Annotated in this window: 23 protein-coding genes; 18 read left to right on the forward strand and 5 right to left on the reverse strand. The window is 33.5% G+C overall.

What is annotated here, in order from left to right; translation table 11 throughout:
- Nucleotides 1-179 precede the first annotated feature (179 nt).
- The 5 genes from MHB47_RS00875 (at nt 180) to MHB47_RS00895 (ending at nt 6,614) form a co-directional block, all read left to right on the forward strand.
- A complete protein-coding gene (locus MHB47_RS00875) occupies nt 180-1,259 on the forward strand; it encodes a GntR family transcriptional regulator (RefSeq protein ID WP_340754374.1) in 1,080 nt (359 codons plus the stop codon).
- 143 nt (nt 1,260-1,402) lie between these two features.
- Complete coding sequence (locus MHB47_RS00880) at nt 1,403-3,001, forward strand: xylulokinase (RefSeq protein ID WP_340754376.1); 1,599 nt, start codon at nt 1,403-1,405, stop codon at nt 2,999-3,001.
- Between the two features lies 1 nt (nt 3,002).
- The gene (locus tag MHB47_RS00885) at nt 3,003-3,698 is read left to right on the forward strand and encodes an L-ribulose-5-phosphate 4-epimerase (RefSeq protein WP_340754378.1); all 696 of its coding nucleotides are present in this window, start codon (nt 3,003-3,005) and stop codon (nt 3,696-3,698) included.
- A gap of 12 nt (nt 3,699-3,710) precedes the next feature.
- Complete coding sequence (araA, locus tag MHB47_RS00890) at nt 3,711-5,132, forward strand: L-arabinose isomerase (RefSeq protein ID WP_340754381.1); 1,422 nt, start codon at nt 3,711-3,713, stop codon at nt 5,130-5,132.
- A 72-nt stretch (nt 5,133-5,204) separates the two neighbouring features.
- Nucleotides 5,205-6,614, forward strand: coding sequence for a sugar porter family MFS transporter (locus tag MHB47_RS00895; RefSeq protein ID WP_340754383.1), 1,410 nt, complete (start codon nt 5,205-5,207; stop codon nt 6,612-6,614).
- Between the two features lie 152 nt (nt 6,615-6,766).
- Here MHB47_RS00895 and MHB47_RS00900 read toward each other — a convergent pair whose 3' ends face one another.
- The 4 genes from MHB47_RS00900 to cstR all read right to left on the reverse strand — a co-directional run bounded on the left by MHB47_RS00900 (nt 6,767) and on the right by cstR (nt 8,866).
- Nucleotides 6,767-6,898: a beta-class phenol-soluble modulin gene (locus tag MHB47_RS00900; RefSeq protein ID WP_002506432.1), complete on the reverse strand. Its 132-nt coding sequence runs from the start codon at nt 6,896-6,898 to the stop codon at nt 6,767-6,769.
- A gap of 320 nt (nt 6,899-7,218) precedes the next feature.
- A complete protein-coding gene (locus tag MHB47_RS00905) occupies nt 7,219-7,827 on the reverse strand; it encodes a class I SAM-dependent methyltransferase (protein ID WP_340754385.1) in 609 nt (202 codons plus the stop codon).
- 23 nt (nt 7,828-7,850) lie between these two features.
- Nucleotides 7,851-8,606, reverse strand: a complete 756-nt coding sequence (locus MHB47_RS00910) for a sulfite exporter TauE/SafE family protein (protein WP_340754388.1) — start codon at nt 8,604-8,606, stop codon at nt 7,851-7,853.
- Nucleotides 8,606-8,866 carry a persulfide-sensing transcriptional repressor CstR gene (gene cstR, locus MHB47_RS00915; protein ID WP_002506435.1) on the reverse strand — a complete coding sequence of 87 codons (261 nt, stop codon included), beginning with the start codon at nt 8,864-8,866 and terminating at the stop codon, nt 8,606-8,608. The genes MHB47_RS00910 and cstR overlap by 1 nt, the downstream gene beginning before the upstream one ends.
- Before the next feature lie 138 nt (nt 8,867-9,004).
- Here cstR and MHB47_RS00920 point away from each other — a divergent pair, with 138 nt between their 5' ends.
- The gene (locus MHB47_RS00920) at nt 9,005-10,075 is read left to right on the forward strand and encodes a DsrE/DsrF/DrsH-like family protein (RefSeq protein ID WP_340754390.1); all 1,071 of its coding nucleotides are present in this window, start codon (nt 9,005-9,007) and stop codon (nt 10,073-10,075) included.
- 33 nt (nt 10,076-10,108) lie between these two features.
- On the forward strand, nt 10,109-11,449 hold the full coding sequence (gene cstB, locus MHB47_RS00925; RefSeq protein ID WP_340754392.1) for a persulfide dioxygenase-sulfurtransferase CstB: 1,341 nt from the start codon (nt 10,109-10,111) through the stop codon (nt 11,447-11,449).
- Between the two features lie 102 nt (nt 11,450-11,551).
- On the opposite strand, the gene MHB47_RS00930 is transcribed toward cstB, so the two are convergent.
- Nucleotides 11,552-12,127, reverse strand: coding sequence for a TetR/AcrR family transcriptional regulator (locus MHB47_RS00930; RefSeq protein WP_340754394.1), 576 nt, complete (start codon nt 12,125-12,127; stop codon nt 11,552-11,554).
- A gap of 139 nt (nt 12,128-12,266) precedes the next feature.
- Between MHB47_RS00930 and MHB47_RS00935 the strand changes: the two genes are divergently transcribed.
- The 11 genes from MHB47_RS00935 (at nt 12,267) to MHB47_RS00985 (ending at nt 23,971) form a co-directional block, all read left to right on the forward strand.
- A complete protein-coding gene (locus tag MHB47_RS00935) occupies nt 12,267-12,992 on the forward strand; it encodes an ABC transporter ATP-binding protein (protein ID WP_340754395.1) in 726 nt (241 codons plus the stop codon).
- Nucleotides 12,992-14,086, forward strand: coding sequence for an ABC transporter permease (locus MHB47_RS00940; protein WP_340754397.1), 1,095 nt, complete (start codon nt 12,992-12,994; stop codon nt 14,084-14,086). Before MHB47_RS00935 ends, MHB47_RS00940 begins: the two co-directional genes overlap by 1 nt.
- 206 nt (nt 14,087-14,292) lie before the next feature.
- On the forward strand, nt 14,293-15,282 hold the full coding sequence (locus MHB47_RS00945; protein ID WP_340754399.1) for a LacI family DNA-binding transcriptional regulator: 990 nt from the start codon (nt 14,293-14,295) through the stop codon (nt 15,280-15,282).
- A 108-nt stretch (nt 15,283-15,390) separates the two neighbouring features.
- Nucleotides 15,391-16,680: a histidinol dehydrogenase gene (gene hisD, locus MHB47_RS00950; protein WP_340754401.1), complete on the forward strand. Its 1,290-nt coding sequence runs from the start codon at nt 15,391-15,393 to the stop codon at nt 16,678-16,680.
- A gap of 33 nt (nt 16,681-16,713) precedes the next feature.
- Nucleotides 16,714-18,027 (forward strand): GntP family permease, encoded by a 1,314-nt coding sequence (locus tag MHB47_RS00955; RefSeq protein WP_340754403.1) that lies wholly within the window; start codon nt 16,714-16,716, stop codon nt 18,025-18,027.
- A gap of 61 nt (nt 18,028-18,088) precedes the next feature.
- Entirely contained in the window at nt 18,089-19,024 is a 936-nt protein-coding gene (locus MHB47_RS00960; protein WP_340754405.1) for a 3-hydroxyacyl-CoA dehydrogenase family protein, read from the forward strand.
- Nucleotide 19,025: 1 nt separating this feature from the next.
- Nucleotides 19,026-19,799: an SDR family NAD(P)-dependent oxidoreductase gene (locus MHB47_RS00965; RefSeq protein ID WP_340754407.1), complete on the forward strand. Its 774-nt coding sequence runs from the start codon at nt 19,026-19,028 to the stop codon at nt 19,797-19,799.
- A 229-nt stretch (nt 19,800-20,028) separates the two neighbouring features.
- A complete protein-coding gene (locus tag MHB47_RS00970; protein WP_340754409.1) occupies nt 20,029-21,129 on the forward strand; it encodes an amidohydrolase/deacetylase family metallohydrolase in 1,101 nt (366 codons plus the stop codon).
- Nucleotides 21,107-22,213, forward strand: a complete 1,107-nt coding sequence (locus MHB47_RS00975) for a DgaE family pyridoxal phosphate-dependent ammonia lyase (RefSeq protein WP_340754410.1) — start codon at nt 21,107-21,109, stop codon at nt 22,211-22,213. Before MHB47_RS00970 ends, MHB47_RS00975 begins: the two co-directional genes overlap by 23 nt.
- Nucleotides 22,213-22,962 carry a 2-dehydro-3-deoxy-phosphogluconate aldolase gene (gene dagF, locus MHB47_RS00980; RefSeq protein ID WP_340754413.1) on the forward strand — a complete coding sequence of 250 codons (750 nt, stop codon included), beginning with the start codon at nt 22,213-22,215 and terminating at the stop codon, nt 22,960-22,962. Before MHB47_RS00975 ends, dagF begins: the two co-directional genes overlap by 1 nt.
- Nucleotides 22,955-23,971, forward strand: a complete 1,017-nt coding sequence (locus MHB47_RS00985; RefSeq protein ID WP_340754415.1) for a sugar kinase — start codon at nt 22,955-22,957, stop codon at nt 23,969-23,971. Before dagF ends, MHB47_RS00985 begins: the two co-directional genes overlap by 8 nt.
- The last annotated feature ends 7 nt before the right edge of the window (nt 23,972-23,978 follow it).

Genomic DNA, 23,978 nt, shown 5'->3' on the forward strand with positions numbered 1-23,978 from the left:
CAAGAGGGATGGCAGTACAAAGAACGACGTTTAAACTAAGTACGTAATTACTTTATATTATATGATGAATTCAACGTATAAATTCAATTTTTCTTAAAATTTGATTCATTGAATAAATATGACGTATGCTATAATATGCGGTATTAAGACAAATTGGTGAGACTAGGAGATTTTCAATTATGAATAAGCCGAAATATCAAATTGTAGCGGACGAAATTAAAGAAAAAATAATTAACAAAAGCTATCAAGTTGGAATGCTCTTGCCTACAGAAAAGCAATTTCAGGATAGATATAATTTAAGTCGCTATACAATCAGACAAGCAATGGATTTATTAGTCAAAGAAGGATACATTAAAAAGAAAAAAGGTTCTGGATCATATGTGAGTTACAATTATTTAAATACAAATCAGAACAATGAAACTAAAAAAATAGGCGTAATCGTGACTTACTTATCGGATTATATTTTCCCGAGTATTATTCGAGGCATTGAGAATGTATTAAAAAAGCATGGCTATTCTTTAATATTAGCAAGTACGAATAACAATCATGAGGAAGAACGTAGATGTCTAGAGATGATGCTGAATCAAGGTGTGACGGGACTTATTATAGAACCTACTAAGAGTAATGTCTATAATCCGAACTTGTCCTATTATTCATTATTCAAACAGCGAGATATTCCGATTTTAATGATTAATGCTAAGTATGATGAGTTGAATTTGCCTTATATAGCAATTGATGATGTGAAATCTGGCTATTTAGCAACAAAATATTTAGTTGATCAAGGACATGAAAATATTGCTTTAATTACTAAAATAGACGATAACCAAGGTAAATTAAGAATGAAAGGTTATTTTAATGCTTTTGAAAGTAATCATATTCTTTTTAAAGGCGAACATATTTATACATTTGATACCGAAAGTAAGCCACAAGTCATCGAACAAATTGTTCAGCATATTTGTGAGAAAAAGATTAATATCACTGGCTTAGTTTGTTATAACGATGAAATTGCTTACGAGATCATCCAAAGATTAAAACAGCGAAACGTGCAGATACCAAGCGATTTATCTGTGGTTGGCGAAGATAATTCAGTGCTAAGTAAATTGAGTGAGATGGATTTGACTACAACGTCACATCCTCAAGAATTACTTGGTAGAAAAGCAGCAGAATGGATGATTAACGCGATAAATACAGATAAAAAACAAACGTCACAACTTATAGATACATATATTATCGAACGAAATTCTGTAAAAAAAATATAAAAGACAGGCTCAAATCAATCACGCTATTGGTTTGAGCCTTTTTATAACCCAAAACATGTACGGACATAAAATAATAAATGTTGACATGTACGGACAAATATTATAAGGTGTATTTGAAAACGGTTTCAATAGGAGTGTTGGAAATGGATGGTTTGAAGAAAGCATTAAATAGTGAAGATATATCGATTGGTATTGAACTTGGTTCTACAAGAATTAAAACCGTAGCAATTGATCAGCATTTAAATACAGTTGCATCTGGACATTTTGAATGGGAAAACCAATTCGTAGATGGATATTGGACATATTCCATTAATGATATCTGGGTCGGTTTACAGAAAAGTTATAGTGCAATGACAACAGAAATGAAAGAAAAACATAATTTAACATTAAAACAAGTGAAGTCGATTGGTATCAGCGGTATGATGCATGGTTATCTAGCGTTTGATCATAATGAAGATTTACTTGTACCATTTAGAACTTGGAGAAATGGTAATACAGCAAAGGCAGCTACGTTACTTAGCGAAGCATTTCAATTTAATATTCCAGAACGTTGGAGTATTGCGCATGTATATCAAGCCATATTAGATAAAGAAGCCCATGTGAATCAAATTGAATATTTAACAACGTTAGCTGGATATGTACATTGGTACTTAACTGGTGAAAAAGTTGTCGGTATTGGCGAGGCTTCAGGCATGTTCCCAATAGATGTTAACAACAAAACGTATAGATCTGATTTATTAAATCAAGCCAATGACTTATTTGAAAGTGAAGGATTTGCAAAGTCAGTAGAAACTATATTACCTGAAATTAAATTGGCAGGTGAAAATGGTGGTCGTCTTACAAGTGATGGTGCAACATTATTAGATCCTTCAGGAAATCTTGAAGCTGGTAGCGTGATGTGCCCTCCAGAAGGTGATGCTGGTACTGGTATGGTAGCAACGAATACAGTAGCGAAGAATACAGGTAATATATCAGCCGGTACTAGTGCGTTTGCAATGGTTGTATTATCTGATGCATTAAAGGGTATGTACCCAGAAATTGATGTAGTAACAACACCTGATGGAAGTGAAGTAGCAATGATTCACACCAATAACTGTACTTCTGATATTAATGATTGGATGAACATATTTGGCGAAGTATTAAGTGTCATGGGTGTTGATTTTTCATCAGATGAGTTGTACGGACAGATATTTGAGCGTTCATTGGAAAGTGATGACAACATTGGTGGCTTACTTTCATACAATTATGTTTCAGGCGAAAACATCACAGACGTAGAAACAGGTTATCCATTATTTGTACGTGAACCAAACTATAATTTCAATTTAGCTAATTTTATGAAAATGCATTTATATAGTGCATTCAGTACTTTGAAAATTGGAATGGATTTATTGAAAAATAATGAATCGATTAACATAGATAAATTAATAGCACATGGCGGTATTTTTAAAACGAAAGGTGTCGCACAGCAAGTATTATCATCAGCACTTGAAAATAAAATTACCGTAATGGATACGGCAAGTGAAGGTGGCGCATGGGGTGTCAGTGTTTTAGCTTACTATAGCGCACAAGAATCTCAACAACCTTTAGCTACTTTTTTAAATGAAGTTGTATTTTTAAACACAGAAGAAGTAACAGTGGAACCAGCAGAACAAGAAGTGATTAACTTTAATAACTATGTAGAAAAAGTTAAAAAGGGTTTACCTATAGAACAATCGATAGCTAAGTATTTAGGAGGCAAATAACATGTTAGAAGCGTTAAAAGCTGAAGTTTATAAAGCAAATTTAGAGTTGCCAAACCGAGGATTGATTAAATATACATGGGGTAACGTGAGTGCCTTTGATGCAGAATCACAATTATTTGTTATCAAGCCGAGTGGCGTAGATTACGATGTCATGAAACCAGAAGATATGGTGGTTTGTAATTTAGATTGTGAAGTGGTTGAAGGAAATTTAAAACCTTCTTCAGATATGCCAACGCATGCTGTCCTTTATAAAGAATTTGGTGATATTGGCAGTGTCGTACATACGCATTCACCATGGGCAACAACGTGGGCGCAATCAGGATTGAACGTGCCAGCTATGGGAACAACACATGCAGATACATTCTACGGCGAAATTCCGTGTGCTAGATTTTTAACGACTGAAGAAATCAATAAAGATTATGAGTATGAAACAGGCAATGTCATTGTTGAAACATTTAAAGAAAAAGGTATCAACCCACATGAAGTACCTGCAGTATTATTGCATGGTCACGCACCATTTATTTGGGGAGATAATTGTGAAAAAGCTGTGATGAACGCAGTAGTGTTAGAAGAAGTATGTAAGATGAATATCTTCACAAGACAATTAAATCCATTCGCAGAAACATTACCTAAAGCAGTACTTGATAAACACTTTGAAAGAAAACACGGCACAAATGCCTATTACGGACAAAACTAAGGAGGAAACAAAATGACTACAACAAAAAAATTCTGGTTTGTGATTGGATCACAAGAACTCTATGGTGATGATGCACTCGCACAAGTTAAACAAAATGCACAAAATATTACGGACGAATTAAACGCGCAGGCACAATTACCGTTTGAAATAGAGTTACAAACGAAATTAGCAATTTCTGCAGATGTTATTACAGATATTATGAAAGAAGCGAATTATCGTGATGATATTTTAGGTGTGATTACATGGATGCATACATTTTCACCAGCGAAAATGTGGATTAGAGGTACTAAATTATTACAAAAACCATTATTACATTTAGCAACTCAATACAACAATGATATTTCATGGGAAAACATTGATATGGATTATATGAATTTACATCAATCAGCGCATGGTGATAGAGAATACGGTTATATTAACCGCCGTCTTAATAAGAAAAATGAAATTATTTTTGGACATTGGAAAGATGAAAATGTACAAAAGCAATTAAGAGAATGGATGGTTGTAGCCAATGCTTATAATGAAAGCTTCAACTTAAAAGTTGCAAGATTTGGTGACAACATGCGTAATGTAGCTGTTACTGAAGGGGATAAAATCGAAGCACAAATCCAATACGGTTGGACTGTAGATTATTTTGGTATAGGTGATTTAGTAGAATATGTGAATCAAGTAACAGATTCAGAAGTAGATCAATTATTTAAATCATATGAAGATTTATATGACTTTGAATACAGAGCGTACAGTAAAGACGCATTTAATGCTTCCGTTAAAGAACAAATAAAATATGAAATTGCGATTAAACGCTTTTTAGATGAGGGTGGATATACTGCTTTCACTTCTAACTTTGAAGATTTACATGGCATGAAACAATTACCAGGTTTAGCAGTACAAAGACTTAACGAACAAGGTTACGGATTTGCAGGTGAAGGTGATTGGAAGACTGCTGCTTTAGACCGCTTACTTAAAATTGCTGCAGAAAATGAAGCAACAGGGTTCATGGAAGATTATACGTACGACTTAAGAAGTCACCAATCACATATACTAGGCGCACATATGTTGGAAGTTGATCCAACATTAGCAGACACGAAACCTAAAATCGTTGTAAATCCTCTAGGTATAGGTGGTAAAGAAGATCCAGCAAGATTAGTATTCGATGGAAAAGCTGGCGACGGCGTAGTGGTCACAATGATGGATCTTGGCACACACTTCAAGTTTATTGTGAATGAAATTACTGCTAAACAATTAGATGAACCTGCACCTAACTTACCAGTAGCTAGAGTGTTATGGGATGTTAAACCATCATTAGAACAAGGCGTGAAACGTTGGATTGAAGAAGGCGGCGGTCATCACACAGTACTGTCACTTAAATTGAATACATCGCAAATAGAAATATTATTAAACATGTTTGATTCAGAATATACATTAATAAATTAAATTACAGTAGATTTGTCGTTAATCAAATAACGTAATGTAAGGCATATTTTGTTTTAAAAAAGGGTGAATGGGATGAAAATAAACAGTAAAGTTTCGAATCGCTTTATCTATTTCTTCGGCGCTTTTGGTGGGATACTTTTTGGTTATGACATAGGTGTTATGACCGGAGCGTTACCATTTTTAAGAGAAGACTGGAATATTAATAGTGGATTTATAATTGGGTTAATTACTTCGTCAGTAATGCTAGGCGCAATATTTGGTGGTATTTTAGCAGGTAAATTATCTGATACGCTTGGTAGAAGGAAAATGATTTTAATTTCTGCAATCATTTTCGTAATTGGTTCTGTTTTGTCAGGTATCGCACCACATGACGGTAGTTATTTCTTAATTATATCAAGAGTAATTCTGGGGTTAGCAGTTGGTGCTGCATCAGCACTAGTACCAGCTTACATGTCAGAAATGGCTCCAGCCAAGTATCGTGGTCAATTGTCTGGTATGAATCAAACAATGATTGTATCTGGGATGTTGTTATCATACATCGTAGACTATTTCTTAAGAGGTTTACCTGTTGAAATGGGTTGGAGATTAATGTTAGGAGCAGCAGCAGTTCCGGCAATCATTTTATTCTGGGGTGTATTAAAATTGCCAGAGTCTCCAAGATTTTTAATTAAAAATCATAAATTTAAAGAAGCTAAAATGGTCTTAAGCAACCTTAGAAATAACCAAAATGTAGATAAAGAATTTGAAGAAATAAACAAGACAATTCAAATAGAAAATAAGAATAAAGTAAACCAATCATTAGCAACATTATTTAGTGGCAAATATAAATATTTAGTTATCGCTGGATTGGGTGTAGCTGCGTTCCAACAATTCCAAGGGGCAAATGCAATATTCTATTATATTCCATTAATTGTTGAACAAGCTACTGGTAGCTCAGCAAGTACAGCTTTAATGTGGCCAATTATTCAAGGTGTAATTTTAGTATTAGGATCATTACTCTTCATTTGGATAGCGGATAAATTTAACAGAAGAACATTGCTTATGTTGGGTGGTACTGTGATGGGATTATCCTTCATATTACCAGCAATCATTAATTTGATATTACCAAATGCGAATCCGATACTCATTGTTGTATTTTTAAGTATTTATGTAGCGTTCTATTCATTTACATGGGCGCCGTTAACATGGGTTATAGTTGGAGAAATATTCCCATTAGCAATTAGAGGATTTGCTTCAGGTGCAGCATCCTCATTAAATTGGATTGGTTCTTTCTTAGTTGGATTACTATTCCCAATTATGACAGTGTATTTCCCTCAACAAATCGTATTTGCGATATTCGGCATCATTTGTATACTCGGCGTACTATTTGTGAAAAAATTCGTTCCAGAATCTAGAGGACGTACACTAGAAGAAATCGAAGCAATCGGTGCTTCACATGCGTCAAACAATGAAAAAGCACAAGCACAAACTGAAAAAGTATAGTTAAGCTATTACTTTGAGGCTGAGACATATATTTATGTCTCGGCCATTTTTTATTTTCAAAAATTACAAATGTTTAGAAGTTAAATTTAAGACCCTCTCTAAAAATATCACATGTGATTTTAGAGAAGGTCCTTTTTGTGAGGAAAATAACTTTATTTTAAGAAACCTAAAACAAAGTCTACCCCGCTAGCTAATGCACTTGCAATGCTTGTACCCATAGTTACCCAATCATGAGCGATACCTGCTTGGATGGCATTATTTAGTGCTTCTATGATTGCTGACATATAAAACACCCCTTTCCAAGTATTTAAAATTAAAACAAAGTTTTAATTTATCAACTACAATATAAAATATTTCACTGTTGAGTTGCGCGAAATTGCCTAACTGGAGGATTTTTATGCCTAAGTGTAACATTACTTATTTTATTGGATTTGTAAGAATTAGGTATTTCCTTTGGTTTTTATAATTTTTTATTGAACAGCATTTTAAATAGCCGAGGAATATAGAGGGGGATTTAAATGATTTAAACCCTTCTATACAATTTAGATACTGCTGTGAACTGTATAGAAGGGTTATTAATAGAATATGATGATTTATTGATGAATTATAATTTTTCAATATGACCTTGTATTACAGAAGCCAGACCTGTATGTTTTGTCCCTTCGTAGCGGTATGTTTCACGCTTTTTTAGCACATGAATTTTAATAGTGTGTTGAGCTAAGTAATGCTTAATTTCGTCTATTTCATAAAGCATTGACTTATCTTTAGGACCGCCTGAACGATATTCTAGTTGTTCTATTGAGTAAAATTCAAAATAACTGTGACCGTTTTTGACTAATGATTGAATAAGATTATTAAACATAGCTTGTTTGCCCTCGGCAGGGACATGACCAAAAATATTAATACTATAATCAAATGTTGATTGAGTTGTTAGGTCAGGCTGTGTGATGTCACCATAATTTGCTTTTATATTAACACCGGTCTCTTGTGCTAGCTTATATTGTTTATCGATACCTACTTTAGACATATCATATGTTGTGACATCGTAACCAAGTTGTGCAAGATAGATCGCGTTTCGGCCTTCACCTTCTGCGAATAATACTATATTTTCATTGTTTGTAGTGTTAGTTTGAAAAATATTTTTCACAAACTCGTTTGCTTCCTCGCCGTAGATATAATTGTCTGAGTCGAATTTTTCATCCCAGTGATTCATTATAAGCCTCCTTTTAAATTAAGTTAGATTATCAGTTGCATAATTGCGATAATAATTAAAATACTCACAATCCATTTTTGTACAAAGCTTGGCACTTTATTGCCTACTTTTAAACCTAATGGCGCAAAAAGAATGCTCCCAATAATTAAAAATAGTGCATCTGTCATAGGTATATAACCTTGCATAAACTTTATAACGAAAGCTCCTATTGAAGACATAAAAGCAATGACAATACTATTAGCGACAACAGTATTCATTGGTAATTTAAATACTACGAGTAGTATAGGAATAATAATAAAGGCGCCACCTGCACCGACTATACCTGAAATAATACCGATTATAACTCCAATACTTATGAGTAAAGGACCGTTAAATTGAGAAGTTTGTGAAGAAGAATTCACTTTAATAAACATCAGTATTAGCGCTAGTACAGCGATTATAATATATATAACGTTTATAAATGCAGCATTAAATAAATTTGCTAGGAGCGCACCAAAAACACTTCCTACAATCATGCCCCCACCCATATAAATTACAAGTTGTGGAGAAAATTCAGGTTTTTTCCTGGCTTTTATTGAACCACTCAATGTACTAAAGAAAACCTGACTTGAAGTAAGGCCTGAGGCGATATATGCACTATATGCAGGAGCGCCAAACAATGGTGGTAATAATAAGATAGCTGGATAAATAATAATTGCGCCTCCTATACCTACTAATCCAGAGATAAATCCCCCAAATATTCCAATAAACAACATAATAGTTATTGTGAGAATATCCATTATTTACTTTTCACTAATAATTCAATGGCTTCGTTAATTAATTCTTGTGAATCTTCATTATTTTCATCTGCTTCTCTGACACACTCAATTAAATTTTCACTAATAATGACACCCATTAATCGTTGGATAGAACTTTTAGATGCACTAAGTTGAGTAATGACATCTTTACAATGCTTTTCGTCTTCCATCATTTTAATGACGCCATTTAACTGACCTTGAACTCGTTTTATACGGTTAACCATTTTTTTATCGTAATCCATAATTTTCCCTCCATATTAAAAACTAATTACCTACATACTAAGTGAATAAATTAAAAGTGTCAAATAGGGTAGGGGGTATTTGACAATAATATATAGAGACCTTATTATACCCCTATAGGTATTTATAGGAGGATGAATATGAAACAATATAACCAAAAACATATCAATGATTTAAGTGAAACAGAATTAGCAAGATTAGCTTCTGAGGGTCAGCTGATTGACGTTAGAACAGAAGAAGAATATGAATTAGGACATATCAACGGTTCCATACTACATCCCGTAGATAACATTGAAACATTTAATTATGATAAAAATAAAACTTACTATATACACTGTAAAAGTGGAAAACGCAGTGCTAAAGTGAGCGAATATTTATCTGAGCAAAACTATGATGTAGTCAATTTAGAAGGTGGTTATCAAGCTTATGCACAGAACAATGTGAGTGAAGGTGAAGCAGCAGTAGAAAGTGCAGAGGTAGATATTAAGTCAGACCGTAAACAATTTAATTACAGTAATCTTCAATGCCCAGGGCCTATAGTTAATATCAGTAAAGAAGTGAAAAATATTCAAGAAGGTGACCAAATGGAGGTTACTGTTACAGATCCAGGTTTCTCTAGTGATATTAAAAGTTGGGTGAAACAAACAGGTCATACCTTGGTTAATTTAAATGAAGATGGGCATGATGTTAAAGCTATTATCCAAAAAGAACAACCCAAAACTATGGAAGTTAGGCATACAACTAAAGGCACTACAATTGTATTGTTTAGTGGCGAGTTAGATAAAGCAGTGGCAGCAATGATTATCGCAAATGGTGCTAAAGCTGCCGGCAGAGATGTTACTATCTTCTTTACTTTCTGGGGGCTTAACGCCTTGAAAAAGGAAAAAACTTCAAAAATGCGTAAGCAAGGTATTGCGAAAACGTTTGATTTGATGTTGCCGAAGTCCCCTTTAAAAATGCCGCTTTCTAAAATGAACATGTTTGGATTGGGTAATGTGATGATGCGTTATGTAATGAAAAAGAAAAATGTTGATTCGCTACCATCGCTCATCAACCAAGCGATAGATCAAGATATCAAACTGATTGCATGTACGATGAGCATGGATGTTATGGGCATTAAAAAAGAAGAGTTGAGAGATGAAGTTTCCTATGGCGGTGTAGGTACGTATATCGGCGACACTGAAAACGCGAGTCATAATTTATTTATTTAGTACGAGTGTAACGGTTAAAAAGGAGGATGTATTATGTATTTTAAACAATTTTATAATGAACAATTATCGCAAGCTTCTTATCTAGTAGGATGTCAACGTACAGGTGAAGCAATAGTGATAGATCCGATACGCGATTTAGCAGAATATATAGAAGTAGCAGAAAGTGAAGGGTTTACGATTACACATGCCGCAGAAACACATATACACGCTGACTTTGCTTCAGGTATTCGTGATGTCGCAGAGCGTTTAAACGCAGCAATTTATGTATCTGGAGAAGGTGATGATCAATTAAGTTATCAAAATATGCCAGACCAAACACATTACGTTAAACACCAAAATCAAATTAAAGTAGGTCACATTAAATTAGAAGTGTTACACACGCCAGGACATACCCCAGAGAGTATTAGTTTTTTATTAACTGACGAAGGTGGCGGTAGCCAAGTACCTATGGGGCTATTTAGCGGTGACTTTATATTTGTTGGTGATATCGGCAGACCTGACTTATTAGAAAAAGCAGTTCAAATGGAAGGTTCTACTGAAGTTAGTGCGGAGCAAATGTATCATTCTATTGAAACTGTGAAAGAGTTATCTGACTCTATTCAAATATGGCCGGGACATGGGGCAGGCAGTCCTTGTGGTAAGTCACTAGGTGCGGTGCCAATGTCTACCTTAGGTTATGAAAAAATAAACAATTGGGCGTTTAATGAAACGAATAAAGTAACATTCATTGAGACATTAACGTCAAATCAACCCGCGCCACCACATCACTTTGCGCAAATGAAAAAAATTAATCAGTTTGGGATGAACTTATATCATTCGTATAACGTTTATCCTAGTTTAAATAAAGATAATTTAGCATTTGATTTACGTACTAAAGAAGCTTTTCATGGTGGACATACTAAAGGTACAATCAATATCCCTTATAATAAGAACTTTATTAACCAAATCGGGTGGTATTTAAATTATAATCAACCCATTGATTTAATAGGTGACAAAGAAATTTTAGAAGAAGCGGTACACACACTACAATTAATAGGATTCGATTATGTCAGCGGATACCGTTTGCCACAGAGTTTAACGATGACATCATCTATTCATAGCAGTGATATAACTGGCAAAGAACAAAACATATTAGATGTGCGTACTGAAGAAGAATGGCAGAATGGACATCTATCACAAGCGATTCATATTCCACATGGCAAATTGATGATTGAAGATATACCATTTAATAAAGAAGATAAAATATATGTTCACTGTCAATCAGGTGTAAGAAGTTCTATAGCAGTAGGGATATTAGAAGATAAAGGTTTTAATCATATCGTTAATGTAAGAGAAGGCTATAAAGCTTTTAGCGAATCAGTGAAGTTCCAATAAAACACAAGGATTAAAATAAAAAAGATTTTATACGAATTGTCTGCGCATCTTCTTAATTATGAATGATAGCGCAGTTTTTTTATTTGAAATAGTAAACTCCCTCTACATATCTCTTCTTAACCATGATTCAGGAACGATTATATTTATGATTGTTGCGAGCTCCTGAGGTGTTTCTTGTTGCCCGTTGTTCACCCATTCTTGAATAATTCCAAAAACTGCATTGCTTAAAAATATTGCAAAATAATGCTTTTCTTTTTCATTAAGCCTTGGAGGATTTACAAAATATAAAATATTTTTCTCAATATGATTTTGTAACATAGATTTAACTTGGTTTTGAATATCAACAGAACCGTTTTTGGATATCAGTAACAATAAGAGTTCAGCCTCATTATTCCAAAAATTAATCATATTGAAGAATAATAAATTACGGTCTGTATCAATCAATTGCTTAACTTTCTCACTTCCTTTTTGCATCATATCAATTTGATATTGATATACTAAATCATATTTATCTTTGTAATGTAAATAAAAAGTACCTCGACTTATTTCTGCTTGCTGACAAATATCTTTAACCGTTATTTGATCAAATTTTTTGTTTTTCAAAAGTGTTATTAATGCTTTTCTTGTAGTTCTTTTGGTTTTTAATATACGTATATCAGTAATCATTGCATCATTCATTCTATTCACTCCAAATATTAATTGACATATAAATTTATGTGTTTATTAACGCTGACATCTTCATTGCATTTATAGGGCATAAGTATATAATCGCATTATGAATGATAATTGACACGATGTCTAATAAGGAGGAGTATGTATGGCTGACCTTGTAGCAAAGTTAACAAACGCAATAAAATACTATGATCAAAAGAAAGTCTTAGATGGCATTAATATAGAATTAACTGAGGGAGAAATATTAGGATTGATTGGTCCTAGTGGTTCAGGTAAAACTACGACAATAAAATGTTTAATGGGTATGGAAAGTTTAGATGAAGGACAGGCTCAAATATTCAATAAACAAATACCTAATCGCAAAGTATTGAATGAAATAGGGTATATGGGCCAAAGTGATGCGTTATATGAGTCGTTAACAGCTCGAGAAAATTTAGTATTTTTCGGTAATTTGATGGGGTTAAAAGGCAAGGAATTAGAAGCAGCTATTACTAAAAATACAAAAATAGTAAATTTAGAACCTGAATTAGGGAAGGTCGTTTCTCATTTTTCAGGTGGTATGAAACGTAGACTTTCTTTGGCTATAACACTGTTAGCAAATCCCAATCTTATTATTTTAGACGAACCTACAGTCGGCATTGATCCTAAACTTAGAAAAGATGTTTGGAAGCAATTGAATGGATTAGCAAATGAGGGTAAATCAGTGATTGTCACAACGCATGTTATGGGAGAAGCAGAACGTTGTGATTATATAGGTCTAATTGTTGAAGGAAAACTATTTACGATTGGAACGCCTCAAGAATTAAAAGATAAATTTGAAGTTGATTCTATCGAAGAAGTGTTTATAAAAGCAGAAGCGGAGGTGCAGTAATGAGATTTCAGGCGATTTTTATCAGAGTTATTAAAGAACTATTACGAGATAAAAGAACGTTAGCATTAATGTTATTTGCACCGATTTTGGTTTTAACGATGATGTATTTTATATTTGATACTAATAATGAAACAAATATAAAAATGGGTGTGGACGCATCAGTATCAAATGAAATTGTGAACGCTTTGCCTTCAGACAAAGTAGATGTTGAAAAGTATGATGCACCTAGCTCAATTAAAGATACAATTGTGGATTCAGAGTTGGATGCATATATTGAACAAAAAGGGTCTAATCTAGAAGTTACTTATAAAAATGAAGATCCAAGTCTTACAGGCTCAACGAAACAATTGTTAGCGAGTGCAATCCAAAAGAATAAGATGCAAGATATGACTAAAATTGTTGAAAAGATACCGGACAATATGAAACAAAGCAATGGACAACAGGCAGAAGCATTGAGCATAGATAGTCATTATCTTTATGGTGATGCTGACAGCACATTTTTTGATAAAATATTTCCAATTCTCATAGGTTTCTTTGTCTTTTTCTTTGTATTCTTAGTTTCTGGTATAGCACTTTTAAGAGAACGTACGAAAGGAACTTTAGAACGTGTACTTGCAACGTCTGTTAAAAGAAGTGAAATTGTCTTTGGTTATTTAGCAGGTTATGGCTTGTTTGCGATATTACAAACATTAATTATTGTATTTTATTCCATATATTTACTGAAAGTTGAGGTTGTAGGAAGTATATGGTGGGTATTATTAATTAATATACTTATTGCATTATCTGCTTTAGCTATTGGTTTGTTTGTTTCAACTTTTGCAAATTCAGAATTTCAAATGGTTCAATTTATACCGTTAGTTGTTATACCTCAAGTCTTTTTCTCTGGACTTATCCCTTTAGATAGCATTGCCAATTGGGTTAGTACTATTGGCTATGTATTTCCGTTAAGATATGCCGGTGATGCGCTGACTAATGTAATGATTAAGGGACAGGGATTTGAATTTATTTGGTTCGATATTGTTATACTGTTGCTATTTATTTTGATATTTACAATACTAAATATCATTGGACTTAAACGTTACAGAAAAGTATAAAGAATGATATTGAAATTTTATACACATTAAGATAAAAATCTAAAAACACTTTCGTGTAAATTCATATGTTATGGATGCTTACGGAAGTGTTTTTACTATTAAAATAGTGCAACATTTGAAATTCTTATTCTATAATGTAATATAAAGAGTTATAAAATATAGTGTACTACATACAAATATGAAGACGTATAGATGAGGTGGTAAAGTTGAAAAAGAAGAATGTTTCAGCAGAATTGGTAGCTAAAAAAGCGAATGTATCACAATCTACAGTTTCCAGAGTTTTTACACCTGGTAAAAGTGTGTCAGAAGAAACAAAACAAAAAGTGTTGAAAGTTGCCAATGAATTAAATTATAAACCCAATGCTTTAGCTAGAGGTTTAATCACTAACAAATCTAAACTAATTGGTTTAGCTATGAAAAATAAACAGAACCCATTCTATCATGAAGTTTTAGCATTATTTACACAAAAATTGAAACAATTCGGCTATTCTGTACTATTTGTATATACAGAAAATGAAGAAATTCAACAAGAAGAAATTAACCAATTTCTTGAATATAATGTTGAAGCAATTATTATCACAGATGCAGTATTATCATCAGACTTAGTGAAAAAGTTAAAAAGCTCAAATATTCCAGTCATGTTATTTAATAGATATGATGAAAGCTTAAATTGTAATTCAGTTTCAAGTGATAATATTTTTGCAGCAAGATCGGTAGCCGAATATTTTTATAATCAAGGATACAAGCAGAACTTGTATGTGTCAGGTCAACATAACACATCTACAAATAGAGATAGATTACATGGCTTTAGGCAGTATTTTAGTGAAAGAAAACAGGATATAGATGTGATTGAGGGGGACTTCACCTTTGAGACAGCGTATAAATCTACATTGAAATATCTAAAGGATGGCAACAGACCTCGAGGTATATTTGGCGCAAACGATATTACAGCACTCGGTGTATTAGAGGCAGTGAAGAAAATGAATATTGAGGTTCCTAATGAAATTGAAGTGATAGGATTCGATGATATACGAATGGCTTCATGGCCCAATCATCAGCTCTCTACTTGGTCACAGCCATTGAATGAAATGATCGATGAAACAATTGAAATCCTATTAAAAGACAACTTAGATGAGATAGAACAAAGGAAGTTAAAAGGGAAGTTTAAATTCAGAAAAACAACGAAAACAATTTGACATTTGAAAACGCTTACTATAACATAAAGTGAAATATTTGCATACGTATGCAAAAATCTTTTGTTGTGTTTAATTGCATGCGCACGCTCTGGGAGAGGGGATTTTTAAATGTCTTACAAATTAAAAAATGGTAAAAGCCAAGAAGAAATAAAACAATCTGATGAGAAGGTTAGTCAAATTGTAAGTGATACGATTAAAACGATTGAAGCTGAAGGGGATAAAGCTTTACGCGATTTGTCTGTGAAATTTGATAACTGGAGTCCTGAAAGTTTTAAATTAAGTGACGAAGAAATTGAAAGCATTATTAATGATATTCCACAACAAGTTAAAGACGATATCGCATTCGCGCAAAATAACATTCAAAGATTTGCTGAAGCTCAAAAAAACTCGTTGAAAGACTTCGAAACAGAAAATTCACCTGGCGTTATATTAGGTCAGAAGAATATACCGGTTGATAGCGTAGGGTGTTATATTCCAGGCGGTAGATACCCGATGATTGCTTCTTCACATATGAGTATCTTAACTGCCAAAGTTGCTGGGGTGAAACGTGTTATAGCTTGTACACCACCAATAGACGGTAAAATTCCAGAAACAACTGTGTACGCAATGTACAAAGCGGGCGCCGATGAAATTTATATTCTAGGTGGCATTCAAGCCATGGGTGGTATGGCGATAGGTACAGAAACAATAGATTCTGTAGACATGATTGTTGGGCCAGGTAATGCTTTTGTAGCAGAAACGAAACGTCAACTATTTGGCAGAGTCGGTATCGATCTACTCGCGGGCCCTACAGAAACATTAGTGATTGCAGATGAAACATCAGAACCTGAAATGATTGCTACAGATATATTGGGCCAAGGGGAACATGGACCAACATCTCCAGGTGCGATTATTTCTACTTCTGAAGCAATTGCGGAAGCAGCTTTAAAAGAGATAGAAAGACAATTACAAACGTTATCAACAGCTGATATTGCAGGGGAATCTTGGAAAAATTATGGCCAAGTGATTATTGTGAAAGATGAAGCAGAAGCTGTAATAGAAGCGAATAAACTCGCTTTTGAACATGTTGAAGTATTAACTAAAGAACCAGACTACTTTTTAAATCATTTAACAAATTATGGCGCGCTGTTTCTTGGTCCAGAAACAAATGTAGCTTATGGGGATAAAGTCATTGGTACGAATCACACACTACCTACTAAAAAGGCAGCACGTTATACAGGGGGCTTATGGGTAGGTAAATTTATTAAAACAGTGACTTATCAACGTATTACATCTGAAGAACAAAGTGCAGCTATGGGTGAGTATGCAGCGAGACTATGCGGTTATGAGAATTTTGCGGGACACGCAGAACAAGCATTATTACGTGTTAGAAAGTATGGAGATAAAGGAAGTAAATAAAACCGTTTATGTTCTAAAGGGGGACATACTTATATGTTAGGTGTTATAGGATTAGTTGGTGGGTTAGTTATTTTAACTATTCTAGTAATGAGAGGTGTGAATCTATTAATCGCAGCGCCTTTATCTGCGTTGTTTGTTGGCGTTTTAAATGGTATACCTTTGTTTTCTCAACTTGCTACAGGTAAGGAAATGGATTTTGTTACAAGTTATATGGGTGGGTTTTCTGGTTTTGTGACATCTTGGTATTTAATGTTTTTAACTGGAGCAATTTTTGGAAAAGTCATGGAAGACAGTGGTGCTGCAGAAAGTGTATCACATTGGATTATTAAAAAAATAGGTATGAAAAGAGCAGTTTTAGCAATTGTACTAGCCTGTGGTGTCTTGACCTATGGCGGAGTTAGTCTATTTGTAGTTGCATTCGCCGTTTATCCTATGGCTGTAAATTTATTTAAGGAATCTGATTTTCCAAGAAGATTTATTCCAGCTACTTTAGCTTTAGGTTCCACTACATTTACAATGACTTCAGCTGGGTCTCCAGAAATACAAAACTGGATACCGGTACCATACTTACATACAAGTCCATATGCAGGATGGACTGTTAGTATCATCACTGCATTGTTTATGTTAGTTGCAGGTTATTTATGGTTGATGCATATGATTAAAAAAGCAAAACGAAAAGGTGAATATTTTATTAGTAGAACTGGGGATCAAATGGAAGATAGGAATAAACTACCTAATCCATTTTTAAGTATGATTCCGTTATTAATTGTGTTGTTAGTATCATTTTTCTTACATGATACATTAGAGCAATCCGCACTAATAGTCGCTTTAACGAGTGGTATCATCGCAACATGGTTATTGAATAAAAGTTATTTTAAAGATTTTTGGAAAGCAGTCGGAAAAGGTACTGAAGGTGCATTGATTGCGTTAGGTAATACGTCAGCAGTTGTAGGTTTTGGAGGCGTCGCGAAAGTGACACCAGCTTTTAATGACGCTATTGATTATGTTACGAACTTGCCAGGTTCTCCATTAATTACAGGTGCATTTGCGGTAATGGTTATTGCCGGTTTAACCGGTTCGTCATCTGGTGGACAATCGATAGCCTTACCTATATTAGCACCACATTATTTAGATATGGGTGTAAATGCTGATGCGATGCATAGGACAATTTCGATGTCTTCAGGCACGTTAGATTCATTGCCACATGGTGGATATACCGTAACGACGATTCGTTCTATTGCAGGTGAAACACATAAAGATGCATACGGGGCGTTTGGAGCTATGACAGTCGTTGTTCCACTCGTAGCAGTGATTATCGCAATCGGTCTATTTATGTTAGGTCTATAAAACACTTGGAAATTTACTGAGATAAATAAATTAAAATAGTTTAGCCAAAAGGGGTGTAATGATGGAGAATATTGCTGTATTAGGTAGTGGAACGATGGGCCATTCAATCGCTCTATCCGTTGCTTGGGCGAATTATAAAGTTAAAGTTTACAGTATCAACTTGGAAGATTTAAAAAGAGCTGAAACAGAAATTGATAAAAAGGTACTGTTATTATATAAAAATGATTTAATTAGTGACGTTCAAATGCAAAATATCAAAAATAATATTACCTTAGACACAGATATTGAAGCGGTAGTGGAAGACACTACATTTATCATAGAGGCTGTGCCAGAAGATTTAACTATTAAAAGTAAACTATATGAAAAATTAAATGCTTTATTAGATGAAAAAACCATATTAGCTAGTAATACATCTGGTTTTACATTACAACAATTAACCAAAAATTATAAATTTCCCAATCATTTTATCATCACACATTTTTGGAATCCCGCACATTTAGTTCCATTAGTAGAAATTGTGAAAAATGAAGACACAGATATTGAAACTGTTGCACGGACTGAAAATGTAATTAATGCTATAGGCAAAAAGCCGATATTAATACAAAAAGAAATATCAGGATTTATTGGTAATAGATTACAGTATGCGCTTTTTAGAGAAGCACAATCATTACTTGATCAAGGTGTAGCGTCTAAGGAAGATATTGATGCTGCAGTAACTTATAGTGTAGGTAGAAGATACCCTGTCGTTGGTCCACTCATGACAGCGGATTTAGGAGGATTGGACGTTTTTAGTGCCATATCTGATTATTTATTTGAAGATTTAAGTACTGAAAAAGCATCTGGTAAAACTTTGAATAAACATGTTGATGAAGGCAACCTTGGATATAAAACGGGGAAAGGGTTTTATGATTGGGGCGAAAGTGAGTCTCAAGAAATTATTGATAAGCGTGACGAAGTATTGATGTATTTTTTGAAGAAAGATCAAGAAACTAAATAGGATGATTTATAGTGGAAAAAAACTTAATGATTTAGAAGGTAAGACTGTTATTGTAACTGGTGGCAACCGAGGTATTGGGCAAGAAATTGCAATCGATTTCGCTCAGCTAGGTGCCAACGTAATCGTTATAGCTAGAGATAAAGATTCATTAGATAAAACGTTAGATATACTGAATGAATCTAGTGGGCAACATACGGTTTATGCGTTGGATATGACTCAAATTGATCAACTTTCAAAAGTAATAGACGCTATTATTTCAAAATATGGAAAAATTGATGTACTTGTGAATAATGCTGGAATAAATATAAGTAAACCTGCATTTGAAATTGAGGAAAATGATTGGGAAAACGTATTAGACATTAATTTAAAATCATTGTTTTTTATCTCTAAGTTTGTTGGAAAATACATGGCACAAGAACAGCGTGGAAAAATTGTGAATATGGTATCACAAGTTGGTTTTGTTGGTTATTTTGATAGAGCGCCATATGTTTCAAGCAAAGGTGGTGTGATTCAACTAACAAAAGCACTTGCTGTTGAGTGGGCACAATACAATATCAACGTTAACGCAATTGCTCCAACATTTGTAGAAACAGAATTAACAGAGAAGATGTTCAAGAATGAAGCGTTTAAAGAAGACGTATTGAATCGTATCCTATTTCATAAAATGCCAAAACCTACAGATATTTCAGGCGCAGTCATATATCTAAGTTCACAATTATCAAATTTTGTTACAGGTGAAACGATCAAAATAGACGGTGGTTGGACAGCGATATAGTTAGCCGCTAATCCTATATAAACTAAATTTGTATTATAGAAAAAACTAAAAACATTTTCGTAATAATTTATATTGCGAAAGTGTTTTTAGTTTTGGTATGTTGAATGTTTTAATATTATTTATTAAAAAAGTAATTAGCACATTATTCAAAAAGAAAAGATTATAACGTTATAATGATTGCGCTTACAAACATTATAATGTTATAATCTTTTTCAAGAGGTGAGCTAATGTGAAAAGTTCAGGAATTATTAAAAATATTGCTACTTTAGACAATCGTCGAATTGATATTTTGCTGAATAACGGTGTAATCGAAAAAATTTCAAAAGAAAATGTTTTACAAGGTCATATCCTTTTTGATGGTTCAAATTCTTTTGTATCAACTGGTTGGATTGATTTACATGTACATGCTTTTTCAGATTTCAGTCCGTATGGAGATGAAATCGATGAGATTGGAGTAAAGCAAGGTGTTACGACGATAGTAGATGCAGGTAGTTGTGGTGCAGATAGAGTTAGTGAATTGTACGAGAGAGCACAAAGCAGCCAAACAAATGTATTTTCGTTTTTAAATATTTCTAAAATTGGTCTAGAACGAATAGACGAATTATCAAATTTAGAATGGATAGATATGAGAACGTGTATTGAAGCTGCTGAAGAATATAAAGATATGATAATCGGGTTAAAGGCACGTATAAGTAGTAGCGTAGTTAAAGGGAATGGGACAATTCCATTAGAAAGAGCAGTAGAAATAAGTGAACAATTAAAATTACCAATTATGACTCATATTGGTTCAGCACCCCCTAAAATTCAGGACGTTATCCCTTTACTTAGAAAAGGAGATGTCATTACTCACTTTTTGAATGGTAAATCTAATAATTTATTTGATGAAAAAGGTAATGCATTAACAGTCTTAAAAGATGCGATAAGACGAGGTGTGAATTTAGATGTTGGTCATGGTAACGCCAGTTTTTCATTTGAAGTTGCTCAGCAAGCTCAGCGAAGTAATATACATTTCGATAGTATAAGTTCAGATATTTATAAAAAAAACAGATTAGAAGGTCCAGTATTTAGTTTATCTAATGTACTAACTAAATTCTTATACCTTGGTTACACATTAGATGAAATTATCAAGGCAGTAACAGAAAAACCAGCTGAAATAATAAATAGACCCAAGTTAGCAGAGTTTAAAGAAGGTATGACAGCAAATTTAACTATATTTGATGTTACTGATACGGAACAAATTATAATAGATTCTCATGAGCACGAAGTTACAACAAATAAAGTAATCAAAGAAAGAGGCGTGGTAGCAAATGGCAAATTCATTGAATTATAAGTATGGTTTGAAACAAGTTATAAACGCAAGTGGGAGAATGAGTATTCTAGGTGTGTCCTCACCTACAAATTCCGTAATGAACGCAATGAAATTTGGAGGACAAAATTATGTGGAAATTGCAGAGCTAGTTGATAAATCTGGTGAGTACATTGCAAATAAAATTAATGCTGAAGATGCTGTCGTTGTAAACTCAGCTTCTAGTGGCATTGCATTATCTATTGCAGGAATTGTTACTGAGGGTAATGAGCGTAAGAGTCAAAGATTGCATAATGAAAAAATAGATAGAAATGAAGTGATTTTATTTAAAGGACATAATGTCCAATATGGTGCACCTATCGAAACTATGGTTTATTTAGGAGGAGGGCGCACTGTTGAAGTAGGTTATGCAAATGAAGGTAGAAACAAACATGTTAAAGAAGCAATAAGTGAAAATACGGCAGCTATTTTATATGTTAAATCTCATCACGCTGTTCAAAAAAATATGGCATCGGTCGAAGAAATATATGAAGTAGCACAAAGTCATAATATCCCGTTAATTGTCGATGCAGCAGCTGAAGAAGACTTAGAAAAATACATCCAATGTTCTGATTTGGTCATATTTAGTGGTTCAAAAGCAATTCAAGGACCAACTACTGGTATTGTTGCTGGTAAAAAAGCGCTCATTGAATCGGTTAAAGTTCAATTACATTTTATTGGACGCAGTATGAAAGTAGGAAAAGAGTCGACTTTTGGATTACTACAAGCTTTAGATGAATACTTTGATAAAGTAGATAATTCCAAAAAAGAAAAAAATGAACTAAAAAAACTAGAATCATTAAATAATTATGAAGGTATAAAATTAGAGATTGTTCAAGATGAAGCGGGCAGAGAAATATACAGAACACGCGTACATGTGAATCCATCTATTCTAAATTTAACAGCAGAATTATTCTCTGAAAAACTAAAAACAGCTGATATTGCTATATATACGCGAGATTATGGTGTTAAACAAGGGTTCTTTGATATTGACCCTAGACCATTAAAGCAAGGGGAAATTGAAATTATTTATGAAACAATTATTGAAATCCTGGAGGGAGTTATTTAATGAAAATTCTAGAAAGGTTTTATAAAGATAGAGTAGCCTTGAACGTATTAGCTAAAGGTGAAGAAAATATAAAAGAAGTATTTCATGCAGCAGATAAAAATGTGGTGATAGGAGTCTTATCAAAAGATTATGATAGCGTAAATTATGCTGTGAAAGCTATGAGTCAATTTGGCAATGAGGTAGATGATGCAATATCAATAGGGCTAGGTGCAGGAGACAATAGACAAGCAAAAGTGGTAGCTGATATTGCTAAATTTTATAAAGGATCACATATCAATCAAGTGTTTACGAGTGTTGGACAAACAACAGCTAACAGCGGTGAAAATACTTGGGTTAATGCTTTAGTGTCTCCTACAGGGCAACCCGGGTACGTTAATATTTCTACGGGACCTGTAAGTAGTGATGGCGTCGAGAAGGCGAACGTCCCAATTCAAGCAGCAATTAATTTAATTAAGGATATGGGAGGTTCATCAATCAAATTCTTTCCTATGAAAGGTTTAGCTACGGTTGAAGAGTATAAAGCAGTGGCTCAAGCGTGTGGAGAAGCAGAATTTGGTTTAGAACCAACAGGTGGTATTACAAAAGAAAATTTTGAACAAATAGTAAAAATCGCATTAGAATATAATGTTCCTAAAATCATCCCACATGTATATTCTTCTATTATTGATAAAGATACAGGACTAACAAATCTAGAAGATGTCGAATGGCTAACATATAAAATGAAACAATTGGTTGATGCTTATGAGTAAACACATTGCAGCTTATGGAGAAATAATGATGCGATTAGAGGTACCTGATAATCTGCTATTAAGACAAGCTGAAAATTTAAAATACTCTTTTACTGGAACAGGTGTTAATGTAACAGGTTTATTATCACAATTTGGATATGATACGAGCTTGATTAGTGCAGTGCCGGATAATGCTATTGGAACAGCAGCTATTGGGGCAATAAGAAGATTAGGTATTCATAGTGATTTTGTTATTAAAAATAATGATAATTTAGGAATGTATTTTTTGGAGCAAGGATTTGGGAATCGTCCAAGCAATGTAACATATACAAACAGACAGCAAAGTAGTTTTAATACAACAGATATATCAAAATATAATATTTCCCAGTCACTAGAAGGAATCGATGTTTTGCATATTTGTGGTATATCTTTAGCCATGAACGATTTAACGCAAAATAATATTTTGACAATAGTTAAAATAGCAAAAGAGAAAAATATTCAGATTGTCTTTGATTGTAATTTTAGGCCTTCATTATGGGGGGATAATGGTAATCAACGTGCTAAACCTTACTATGAAAGTATTTTAAAAGAAGCAGACATTGTGCTCATGAGTGAAAAAGATGCAATTAATACTCTGGATTTAACAACAACGAAAGAAACAAAAGAAGAACAACTAGAAGAATTATTACCGATTGTAGCTAATAAATTTGATATAAACATTATCGCTGGAACTATAAGAACGATTCAAGGCAGTAATCAAAATAATATCAAAGGTTATTTATTTAAAGATAAAAGAATGTATTACTCTAAAGCATTCGAAGTTGATATTTTAGACCGAATTGGTACAGGAGATGCGTACACTTGTGGTGTGATGCATGGTGAATTATCAAATATGGATCCTCAAGAAATAGTTTCATTTTCAACGGCATCTTGTGTATTAGCACATACAATATCTGGGGATACACCATTGTTTGATACTGATGATATAATAAAAGTCATAAATGAAGAAAAAAATGATATTGAGAGGTAATTGATTT

This window comes from Staphylococcus sp. FSL K6-3157 (genome assembly GCF_038005145.1).
In the GTDB taxonomy this organism is placed as follows: domain Bacteria; phylum Bacillota; class Bacilli; order Staphylococcales; family Staphylococcaceae; genus Staphylococcus; species Staphylococcus equorum.

What these genes read in the sequence shown, in the direction of transcription:
- MHB47_RS00975 (WP_340754410.1), top strand. Translation starts at nt 21,107, where the DNA reads ATGGCAAATTCATTGAATTATAAGTATGGTTTGAAACAAGTTATAAAC.
- MHB47_RS00920 (WP_340754390.1), top strand. Translation starts at nt 9,005, where the DNA reads ATGAAACAATATAACCAAAAACATATCAATGATTTAAGTGAAACAGAA.
- MHB47_RS00955 (WP_340754403.1), top strand. Translation starts at nt 16,714, where the DNA reads ATGTTAGGTGTTATAGGATTAGTTGGTGGGTTAGTTATTTTAACTATT.
- cstB (WP_340754392.1), top strand. Translation starts at nt 10,109, where the DNA reads ATGTATTTTAAACAATTTTATAATGAACAATTATCGCAAGCTTCTTAT.
- MHB47_RS00885 (WP_340754378.1), top strand. Translation starts at nt 3,003, where the DNA reads ATGTTAGAAGCGTTAAAAGCTGAAGTTTATAAAGCAAATTTAGAGTTG.
- MHB47_RS00935 (WP_340754395.1), top strand. Translation starts at nt 12,267, where the DNA reads ATGGCTGACCTTGTAGCAAAGTTAACAAACGCAATAAAATACTATGAT.
- cstR (WP_002506435.1), bottom strand. Translation starts at nt 8,866, where the DNA reads ATGGATTACGATAAAAAAATGGTTAACCGTATAAAACGAGTTCAAGGT.
- MHB47_RS00905 (WP_340754385.1), bottom strand. Translation starts at nt 7,827, where the DNA reads ATGAATCACTGGGATGAAAAATTCGACTCAGACAATTATATCTACGGC.
- MHB47_RS00910 (WP_340754388.1), bottom strand. Translation starts at nt 8,606, where the DNA reads ATGGATATTCTCACAATAACTATTATGTTGTTTATTGGAATATTTGGG.
- dagF (WP_340754413.1), top strand. Translation starts at nt 22,213, where the DNA reads ATGAAAATTCTAGAAAGGTTTTATAAAGATAGAGTAGCCTTGAACGTA.
- MHB47_RS00875 (WP_340754374.1), top strand. Translation starts at nt 180, where the DNA reads ATGAATAAGCCGAAATATCAAATTGTAGCGGACGAAATTAAAGAAAAA.
- hisD (WP_340754401.1), top strand. Translation starts at nt 15,391, where the DNA reads ATGTCTTACAAATTAAAAAATGGTAAAAGCCAAGAAGAAATAAAACAA.
- MHB47_RS00985 (WP_340754415.1), top strand. Translation starts at nt 22,955, where the DNA reads ATGAGTAAACACATTGCAGCTTATGGAGAAATAATGATGCGATTAGAG.
- MHB47_RS00960 (WP_340754405.1), top strand. Translation starts at nt 18,089, where the DNA reads ATGGAGAATATTGCTGTATTAGGTAGTGGAACGATGGGCCATTCAATC.
- MHB47_RS00900 (WP_002506432.1), bottom strand. Translation starts at nt 6,898, where the DNA reads ATGTCAGCAATCATAGAAGCACTAAATAATGCCATCCAAGCAGGTATC.
- MHB47_RS00895 (WP_340754383.1), top strand. Translation starts at nt 5,205, where the DNA reads ATGAAAATAAACAGTAAAGTTTCGAATCGCTTTATCTATTTCTTCGGC.
- MHB47_RS00940 (WP_340754397.1), top strand. Translation starts at nt 12,992, where the DNA reads ATGAGATTTCAGGCGATTTTTATCAGAGTTATTAAAGAACTATTACGA.
- MHB47_RS00880 (WP_340754376.1), top strand. Translation starts at nt 1,403, where the DNA reads ATGGATGGTTTGAAGAAAGCATTAAATAGTGAAGATATATCGATTGGT.
- araA (WP_340754381.1), top strand. Translation starts at nt 3,711, where the DNA reads ATGACTACAACAAAAAAATTCTGGTTTGTGATTGGATCACAAGAACTC.
- MHB47_RS00930 (WP_340754394.1), bottom strand. Translation starts at nt 12,127, where the DNA reads ATGAATGATGCAATGATTACTGATATACGTATATTAAAAACCAAAAGA.
- MHB47_RS00965 (WP_340754407.1), top strand. Translation starts at nt 19,026, where the DNA reads ATGATTTATAGTGGAAAAAAACTTAATGATTTAGAAGGTAAGACTGTT.